8 protein-coding genes are annotated in these 9,260 nt (G+C 66.0%); all 8 read right to left on the bottom strand.

All coding sequences use genetic code 11. The annotated features are described in order from the left end of the window. Positions 1–66: 66 nt before the first annotated feature. The 8 genes from JYJ84_RS20660 to JYJ84_RS20625 all read right to left on the bottom strand — a co-directional run bounded on the left by JYJ84_RS20660 (position 67) and on the right by JYJ84_RS20625 (position 9,164). Positions 67–1,083 carry a peptide ABC transporter ATP-binding protein gene (locus tag JYJ84_RS20660; RefSeq protein ID WP_122946472.1) on the bottom strand — a complete coding sequence of 339 codons (1,017 nt, stop codon included), beginning with the start codon at positions 1,081–1,083 and terminating at the stop codon, positions 67–69. Further along, the gene (locus JYJ84_RS20655) at positions 1,080–2,078 is read right to left on the bottom strand and encodes an ABC transporter ATP-binding protein (RefSeq protein WP_043185170.1); all 999 of its coding nucleotides are present in this window, start codon (positions 2,076–2,078) and stop codon (positions 1,080–1,082) included. Before JYJ84_RS20655 ends, JYJ84_RS20660 begins: the two co-directional genes overlap by 4 nt. A 1-nt stretch (position 2,079) precedes the next feature. Next, positions 2,080–2,997 carry an ABC transporter permease subunit gene (locus JYJ84_RS20650; protein ID WP_122946474.1) on the bottom strand — a complete coding sequence of 306 codons (918 nt, stop codon included), beginning with the start codon at positions 2,995–2,997 and terminating at the stop codon, positions 2,080–2,082. A 4-nt stretch (positions 2,998–3,001) separates the two neighbouring features. Then, complete coding sequence (locus JYJ84_RS20645; RefSeq protein WP_122946475.1) at positions 3,002–4,012, bottom strand: ABC transporter permease subunit; 1,011 nt, start codon at positions 4,010–4,012, stop codon at positions 3,002–3,004. A gap of 110 nt (positions 4,013–4,122) precedes the next feature. Then, positions 4,123–5,751 carry an ABC transporter substrate-binding protein gene (locus tag JYJ84_RS20640; protein WP_174963062.1) on the bottom strand — a complete coding sequence of 543 codons (1,629 nt, stop codon included), beginning with the start codon at positions 5,749–5,751 and terminating at the stop codon, positions 4,123–4,125. A gap of 320 nt (positions 5,752–6,071) precedes the next feature. Beyond that, a complete protein-coding gene (locus JYJ84_RS20635; RefSeq protein ID WP_122946477.1) occupies positions 6,072–7,379 on the bottom strand; it encodes an MFS transporter in 1,308 nt (435 codons plus the stop codon). Between the two features lie 191 nt (positions 7,380–7,570). Beyond that, positions 7,571–7,882: a high-potential iron-sulfur protein gene (locus JYJ84_RS20630; protein ID WP_021163765.1), complete on the bottom strand. Its 312-nt coding sequence runs from the start codon at positions 7,880–7,882 to the stop codon at positions 7,571–7,573. 172 nt (positions 7,883–8,054) lie between these two features. Further along, complete coding sequence (locus tag JYJ84_RS20625) at positions 8,055–9,164, bottom strand: NAD(P)/FAD-dependent oxidoreductase (RefSeq protein ID WP_175222428.1); 1,110 nt, start codon at positions 9,162–9,164, stop codon at positions 8,055–8,057. Between the last annotated feature and the right edge of the window lie 96 nt (positions 9,165–9,260).

The raw sequence follows: 9,260 nt of genomic DNA, 5'->3' as shown, positions 1-9,260 counted from the left end.
GCGCGCATCACGCGCGCGCTGCTTGCCCCCGCACGGCGCACGCCGGACGCGCGCGCCGCCAACGCTTCAGGCATTCGCCTCCCCTACCTCCTCGGCCCGATGGCAGGCCACGCGCCGGCCGTCGACCTCACGCAGTTGTGGCTCCTCCGCACGGCAGCGCTCGACCGCATACGGGCAGCGCTGGTGGAACGCGCAGCCCGACGGCGGATTGAGCGGCGACGGCAGTTCGCCCTGCAGCTTGATCTGCACGCGGCGGTCTTCCTCGAAGATCGCCGGTGTCGCCGACATCAGCGCGCGCGTGTACGGATGGCGCGGCCGTGCGTAGATCGTCGCCTTGTCGCCGAGCTCGGCGACGCTGCCGAAATACATCACCATCACGTCGTCCGCGACGTGCTCGACCACCGCGAGGTTGTGCGAGATGAACACGTAGCTGGTCTTGAACTGCTCCTGCAGATCCATGAACAGGTTCAGGATCTGCGCCTGGATCGACACGTCGAGCGCGGACACCGGCTCGTCGGCGACGACGATGCGCGGATCGAGGATCATCGCGCGCGCAATCGCGACGCGCTGGCGCTGGCCGCCCGAGAACATGTGCGGATAGCGCTTCGCGTGCTCGGGCCGCAGGCCGACCGTGCGCATGATCTGCGCGATGCGCTGCGCGCGTTCGGCGGCCGTCAGGTTCGCGTTGATCTCGAGCGGCTCGGCAAGCGTCTGCTCGACGGTCTTGCGCGGGTTCAGCGACGCGAACGGGTTCTGGAACACCATCTGCACGCGGCGGCGCAAGTCGGCGACCGTCTCGCGGCTTGCGCCGGCGACGTTCTTGCCGTCGATCGTCAGGCTGCCCGAAGTGGGCGTCTCGATCATCGTGAGCTGGCGCGCGAGCGTCGACTTCCCGCAGCCCGATTCGCCGACGACGGCGAGCGTCTTGCCGCGCTTCAGCGAGAACGACACGCCGTTCAGCGCCTTCACCGTGCCCTGCCCGAACATCCCGCGCTTCACCGAATAGTGCTTCGCGAGGCCGTCGGCCACCAGTACGGCTTCCTCGTCGTGCGGCGTGGCACGCGCTTGATTGACTGCATTCATCGTGCACCTCCCGTCAGGTCGAGGTTGGAAACGTTGAGCGGCTTGATGCAGCGTGCGCGCATCGCATCGTTGCCGGACACCAGCGTGTCGAGCGCCGGCCGCGCCTTGCGGCAGTCGTCGACGACGTACTTGCAGCGCGGCGCGAACAGGCACCCGGACGGGCGATCATCGCGGCCGGGCACCATGCCGGGCAATGCGGCAAGGCGACGCGCCCCCTTATTGTGCTCGGGAATCGCCGCGAGCAGCGCTTCCGTGTACGGATGGTGCGGCGCGCGGAAGATGTCGGGCACGCGGTTGGTCTCGATCACCTCGCCCGCGTACATCACCGCGACGCGCTGCGCGACCTCCGACACCACGGCCAGGTCGTGCGAGATCAGCACGAGCGCCATCCCGCGCTCCTTCTGCAGCTTCACGAGCAGATCCATGATCTGCGCCTGGATCGTCACGTCGAGCGCGGTGGTCGGCTCGTCCGCAATCAGCAGCTTCGGGTTGCACGCAACCGCCATCGCGATCATCACGCGCTGGTTCATCCCGCCCGACATCTGGTGCGGGAACGACGCGATGCGGTTCTTCGCATCGGGAATGCCGACCTGGTCGAGCAGCTCGAGCGCGCGCCGGTGCAGCGCGTCGCCGCGCAGCCCTTCGTGCAGCTTCAGCACCTCCTTGATCTGGTAGCCGACCGTGTAGCTCGGGTTCAGGCTCGTCAGCGCATCCTGGAACACCATCGCGATGTCCTTGCCGACGATCTTGCGGCGCGCCTTCGGCGACGCCTTCAGCAGGTCGACGCCGTTGAACGTGACTTCATCGGCCGTCACCTTGCCCGGCGCATCGATCAGGCCCATCAGCGCCATCATCGTCACGCTCTTGCCCGAGCCCGATTCGCCGACGACGCCCACCACCTCGCCCGGCGCGATCGACAGGTTGATCCGGTCGACCGCGGGCAGGCCATTGAAGTTCACCGCGAGATTGCGGATGGTCAGAAGATCTTGTGTCATGTCATGCCATCCGTTTCAGCTTGGGATCGAGCGCGTCGCGCAGCCCGTCGCCGAGCAGGTTGATCGCGAGCACCGAAATCAGGATCGACAGGCCGGGCATCGTCACGATCCACCATGCGTTGTCGATGTAGTCGCGCGCGGAGGCCAGCATCGCGCCCCACTCGGCGGTCGGCGGTTGCACGCCGAGGCCGAGGAAGCCGAGCGCGGCCGCATCGAGGATCGCCGACGAGAAGCCGAGCGTCGCCTGCACGATCAGCGGCGCCGTGCAGTTCGGCAGCACCTGCGAGAACATCAGGCGCAGCGTGCCGGCACCGGCCACGCGCGACGCCGTCACGTACTCCTTCTGCAGCTCGCCGAGCGCCGATGCGCGCGTGAGGCGCACATAAGCCGGCAGCGCGACGATCGCGATCGCGAACATCGTGTTGGTGAGGCCCGGGCCGATGATCGCGACGACCGCGACCGCGAGCAGCAGCGACGGCAGCGCGAGCAGCACGTCCATGATGCGCATCACCGGCGTGTCGGCCCATTTCTGGAAGAACGCGGCGACGAGCCCGAGCACGATGCCGGGGATCAGCGCGAGCACGACCGACACGAAGCCGATCCAGAACGACATCCGTGCGCCGTACATCAGGCGCGAAAGAATGTCGCGGCCTGCTTCGTCGGTGCCGAGGATGAATTTCCAGTTGCCGCCGTCGAGCCAGGCGGGCGGGATCTTCACGAAGTCGCGGTATTGCTCGGCCGGGCTGTGCGGCGCAAGCAGCGGGGCGAGCAGCGCGACCAGGATCAGCACGATCACGACGATGCCGGCACCGACCGCACCGCGGTTGCGCGAGAAATTGGCCCAGAACTCGCGCAGCGCGAGCGCACGGCCGCCGGCCGGCGCGGATTCGGTCGGCAGGGTATTTTGCAGATTGCTCATGGGATTACCTCGTGTGGCGGATGCGCGGATTCAGCACGCCGTACAGCAGGTCGACGACCAGGTTCACGACGATCACGAGCGTCGCGATCAACAGGATGCCGCCCTGGACGACCGGATAGTCGCGGCGGCCGATCGCATCGATCAGCCACTTGCCGACACCGGGCCACGAAAAGAGCGTCTCGGTCAGCACGGCGCCCGCGAGCAGCGTGCCGATCTGCAGGCCGATCACGGTGACGACCGGGATCAGCGCGTTGCGCAGCGCATGCACGACCACCACGCGCGCGGGCGACAGCCCCTTCGCGCGTGCGGTGCGGATGTAGTCCTCGCGCAGCACTTCGAGCATCGACGAACGCGTCATCCGCGCGATCACCGCGAGCGGGATCGTGCCGAGCACGATCGCGGGCAGGATCAGGTGGCTGACCGCCGACTTGAACGAGCCTTCATCCGGCGCGAGCAGCGCGTCGATCAGCATGAAGCCCGTCGGGTGCGGGAAGTCGTATTCGACGGCGATGCGCCCCGACACGGGCGTCCAGCCGAGGTACGACGAAAACACCATGATGAGGATCAGCCCCCACCAGAAGATCGGCATCGAGTAGCCGGTGAGCGCGGTGCCCATCACGCCATGGTCGATGACCGAGCCGCGCCGCAACGCGGCGATCACGCCGGCCGGCAGCCCGACCGCGAGCGCGAACACGAGTGCGCACAGCGACAGTTCGACGGTCGCCGGGAAGCGCGCGAAGAACTCGCCCGCGACGCTCGTGTTGGTGATGATCGACGTGCCGAGATCGCCATGAATCGCACGGCCGATGTAGTGGAGGTACTGCATGGGCAGCGGCTGGTCGAGCCCGAGGCGTTTCATCGCCTCCGCATGCATGGCGGGATCGACGCCGCGCTCGCCCATCATCACTTCGATGGGGTCGCCCGGTATCAGGTGAATCAGCGCAAACGCCAGGATGGTGATGCCGATGAAAGTCGGGATCACCATGCCCACGCGGCGCAACACGAATGTGAACATGATGCGTCTCGTATTTTCTTGTGGGAAATGTGCGACCGGCGACGGGAAGCTTTTGGCCTCCCGCCGCCGGATGAATTAGCCGGTCTTCTCGACAGCTTACGACAGGCGTGTTACTTCACGCCAACACCGTCGAAGCGGACATAGCCGAGCGGCTCGATACGCATGTCGACCACGTTCTTGCGCACCGGCTGGTAGACCGTCGAGTTCGCGATCGGCGAGAACGGCAGCTGTTGCGCGAAGATCTGCTGAGCCTGCGTGTAGAGCTTCGTCCGCGCATCCTGGCCCGTCGTCGTGCGACCCTTCTGGATCAGCTCGTCGAACGGCTTGTAGCACCAGTGCGAGAAGTTGTTGCCCTTGATCGCTTCGCAGCCGAGCAGCGTGCCGAGCCAGTTGTCCGGGTCGCCGTTGTCGCCCGTCCAGCCGATCAGCATCGTGTCCTGCTCGCCCGAGTGCGCGCGCTTGATGTACTCGCCCCACTCGTACGTGACGATCTTCGCCTTCACGCCGATCTTCGCCCAGTCGGCCTGGATCATCTCGGCCATCAGGCGGGCGTTCGGGTTGTACGCGCGCTGCACGGGCATCGCCCACAGCGTGATGTCGAAACCGTTCGGATAGCCCGCCTTCGCGAGCAGCGCCTTCGCCTTCGCGGTGTCGTTCGGCGCCATCTTCAGGTTCTTGTCGTACGACCATTGGGTCGGCGGCATCGGCGCGGAAGCAGCCTGGCCTGCGCCCTGGTAGACGGACTCGAGGATCGCCTTCTTGTTGATCGCCATGTCGAGCGCCTGACGCACCTCGAGCTTGTCGACCGGCTTGTGCTCGACGTTGTACGCGAGGTAGCCGAGGTTGAAGCCTGCCTGCGACGGCATGTCGACGCCCGCATCGGCCTTCAGCGTCGCGATGTCGGCCGGACGCGGATAGCTCATCACCTGGCATTCGTTGCGCTTGATCTTCTGCACGCGCACGCCCGGGTCGGGCGTGATCGAGAAGATCAGCTTCGAGAGCTTCACTTCGCCCTTCTTCCAGTAATCAGGATTGCCGTCGAATCGGATCGTCGCATCCTTCGTGTAGCTGCGGAAGATGAACGGGCCCGTGCCGATCGGCTTCTGGTTGATGTCGGCGGCCTTGCCTGCCTTCATCAGCTGGTCGCCGTATTCGGCCGACAGGATCGATGCGAATTCCATCGCCATGTTCTGGATGAACGGCGCATTCGGCTCGGCGAGCGTGAACTTCACGGTGTACGGATCGACCTTCTCGACCTTCGTGATCAGCTTGTCGAGGCCCATGTCGGTGAAGTACGGGAACGACACCGGGTACGCCTTGCGGAACGCCTGGTTCGGGTCGAGCATGCGCTCGAACGTGAACAGCACGTCGTCCGCGTTGAATTCACGCGTCGGCTTGAAGAAGTCGGTCGTGTGGAACTTCACGCCGTGGCGCAGGTGGAACGTGTACACCTTGCCGTCTGACGACACATCCCACTTCTCGGCGAGGCCCGGCTCGACCTTCGTGCCGCCGCGCTCGAATTCGACGAGGCGGTTGTAGACGGTGAACGTGGCGGCGGTGAAATCGACGCCGGTCGTAAATTGCGCGGAATCGAAACCCGCCGGGCTGCCTTCTGAGCAGTAGACGAGTGTCTTGTTCGGGATCTGTGCGAATGCAGAGCCCGTGACGCCGAGCGATGCCGCTGCCACGCCTGCAATGGCGGTAACACGCAGGGTGTGCAACAGACGGTTGTATTCCATGTTTCCTCCAGGTCTCCAGATCGGAACCGAACCCCGCCAGGGGCCGGTGTACGCGGATATTACTTGAGCTAACGATGTGGCAACAAGCTGGAGAAAAAACTCTTCTGGATGCCCGCCGGGTTTTTGCCGATGTTTAGTGGGGGTAAAAAAATGCGATAACGCGCGCGAGCGACAATTTCGTTCATCTCGCGCAAGTTTCGTTCGACGACTAAACAATTCGGGCGCGAACGCGAAGGGTCGACGCACCGTTTATCGTGTTCTGCAGCACATCATTGCGTTTTGCGAAACGATCCGATGACTGCCTTCAAATCGTCATGTCGTCACGCCGGTGCGTCGAGGTCGGCGCTGCGCGCGGGCACGAACGCGACCGCGACGATCGACAGCGCGATCCCGGCCATCACATAGTAGGTCGGCGCGAGCGGCGTGCCCGTGACCTTGATCAGCCACGTGACGATGAACTGCCCGAAGCCGCCGAACAGCATCACCGCGACGTTGTACGCGATCGACAACCCGGTCGAGCGCACGTTGGCCGGAAACAGCTCGGCGATCATCGCGCCGAACGGCCCGTAGTAGCCCGCGAGCGTGACCGACAGCACGGCCTGCACCGCGATCAGCCGCGCGATGCTCGGCGCGGCATCGAGCCACGCGAACAGCGGATACATCAGCACGAGGGTCAGCACCAGCGACCATAGCGACAGCCCCTTGCGGCCGATGCGGTCCGACCACGCACCCGCGATCGGCGACAGCACCATCAGCAGCAGGTTGCCGACGATCACCGCGTAGAACGATTCCGCGTAGGGCAGCTTCAGCTGCTTCACCGCGAAGGTCGGCAGATAGCTGATCAGCACGTAGATCGTCACCGTCAGCGCGATCACCGAGCCGAGCCCGCACAGCACCTCGCGCGGGTGGCGCGTGAACACGTCGCGAAGCGTCGCGCGGCGTGCGTTCTGCTGCGCATGCAGGAAGGCTTCGGAATCGGCGAGATGGCGGCGGATGTAGAAACCGATCGGGCCGATCACGAGCCCGAGGATGAACGGCACGCGCCAGCCCCAGTTGCGCAGCGCATCGTGTGACAGCCCGCGCGTGACGGCCGCGCCGACGAGCGCGCCGATCAGCAGCGCGGCCGCCTGGCTCGCCATCTGCCAGCTGCCGTAGAAGCCGCGTTTCGAGAACGGCGCGGCTTCGATCAGCAGCGCCGTCGCACTGCCGAATTCGCCGCCCGCGGAGAAGCCCTGCAGCAGCCGGCCGAGCACGATCAGGAGCGGGCCGCCGATGCCGATCGCCGCATAGGGCGGCGCGATCGCGAGCAGGAAGATGCCGGCCGTCATCAGCAGGATCACGAGCGACAGCGCGGCCTTGCGGCCCGCGCGATCCGCGTACAGCCCGAACACGATGCCGCCGATCGGGCGCATGAAGAACGCGACGCCGAACGTCGCGGTGGTCAGCAGCAGCGACGAGTATTCGCTGGAAGTCGGGAAGAACAGCTCGGCGATCACGACCGTCATGAAGCCGAACACCGTGAAGTCGTACCACTCGAGCGCATTGCCGATCACGGCGGCCGCGACGGCGCGCCGGTTCAGCGCACGCTCGGGCCGGATCGTTTTCGTTGAATTCGCAATCGTCGCCATGCGTGCCTCGTCCTCGTCAGTTCGCCGTGTCGGGCGGCGCGGCGCGCGGGGTGCCCGCGGCGCGCTGGTTTGCAGCGAGTGTAGAAAGCGACGGAACCGTTTTCAAGCAATAAAAAACGCCCGCCATCGAACGACGGCGGGCGTTTTGCGGTTTTCGCCACAATGCGGCATCGCACGATGCCGCACGGGCCTCAACCCATCTTCGAGAAGGCGCTGCACCAGCCCTTCGCCGACACCTGCTTGCCGGGGAAGGCGCCGCACGGGCCCGAGGCCGAGCCCTTCTTGCCCTGATACAGCATGCAGGCCGCGCAATCCTGGCCTGCTGCGTATTTCGGGTACTTCGTCTTGTCGACCTTGGTGGCATCGGCCTTGTAGCCGAGCGCCACGGCGGTCGGATCGGTTTCCGACAGCATCGGCGCATCGGCCAGCGCTTCGCGCGACAGCGCCAGCGCGGACACGGCACCAATGCTCGTAATCAGGAAACTCCGACGGGATGTTTTCATGGGGGACTCGCTCCAACGTTATCGGTTTGAAAGCTGTTCTGGCGACAGCCGTTCGACAGAATAACGCTCAAGCGAATAAATGTGCGCGCCGAAATTCCAGAGATAAGGAATTTCGCACGGCCGCCACACGGCCGATACGCACCCGCCACACACCCGCCACACCCTCGCCACGTCAGCGGTAAGCCGCCATGTCGCCCACGCGCTGCGCGAGCGCAAGCGACGCGGTGAGCCCCGGCGACTCGATGCCGAACAGGTTCACGAGCCCGCGCACGCCATGCTGCGCGACGCCCTGCACGATGAAATCGGCCGGCGGCTCGCCGGGCCCCGCGACCTTCGGCCTAATGCCCGCGTACGCCGGCTGCAGCGCGTCGTCGGGCAAGTCCGGCCAGAACGCGCGAATCGACGCGTAGAACGCGGTCGCGCGCGCGGGATCGACTTCGTAGCGCAGCGCATCGACCCATTCGACGTCCGGGCCGAAGCGCGCCTGTCCGCCGAGATCGAGCGTCAGGTGCACGCCGAGCCCCGCGCGGTCGGGCATCGGGTAGATCAGGTGCGAGAACGGTGCACGCCCCGACAGGCTGAAATAGTTGCCACGTGCAAGATAGAGCGGCGGCACCCAGCGCGGGTCGAGGCCGCGCGTGCGACGCGCCAGCGCCTGCGCGCCGAGGCCCGCGCTGTTGATCACGCAGGCGGCCTCGATCTCGGCGGGCGCGTCGCCGCCCGTGCGCACGACGAAGCGCCCGCCGCGCAGCACGTCGATCGATTCGACCGGGGATTTCAGCGCGCACACCGCGCCGTCGCGCTCCGCGTCGCCGAGCAGCGCGAGCATCAGCTGGTGGCTGTCGACGATGCCGGTGGACGGCGAGTACAGCGCCTCGACGCATTCGAGCGCGGGTTCGAGCGTCTGCGCGTCGGCGCGCGTGAGCGGCATCAGGTCGAGCACGCCGTTTTCGATCGCGCGCGCGGCGATCGCCTTCAGCTGCTTCACCTGCGCGGCGCTCGTCGCGACGAGCAGCTTGCCGGCACGCCGGTGCGGCACGTGATGCGTCTCGCAGAATTCGTACAGCAGGTCGCGCCCGTGTACGCACGACATCGCCTTCAGCGACCCGCGCGGATAGTAGAGCCCCGCATGGATCACTTCGCTGTTGCGTGAACTCGTACCCGTGCCGATCGCATCGGCGGCCTCGAGCACGAGCGTTTCACGCCCGCGCGCGGCCAGTTCGCGCGCAATCGCCAGACCGACGACGCCCGCGCCGATCACGACACAATCCATCTGCTCCATGACGTTTCGCGCCGCTAGCGCGTCGAGGGGATAGAAGAGAATTGTACGTCCCGGTTCACCCGCTTGCCGAAGGTCGTGCAACGTATCGCGACGACG

This window comes from Burkholderia sp. LMG 13014 (assembly GCF_905232215.1).
Lineage (GTDB): Bacteria > Pseudomonadota > Gammaproteobacteria > Burkholderiales > Burkholderiaceae > Burkholderia.
Note: the sequence above shows the minus strand (reverse complement) of the source record. Positions and strands in the feature narration are given on the sequence as shown.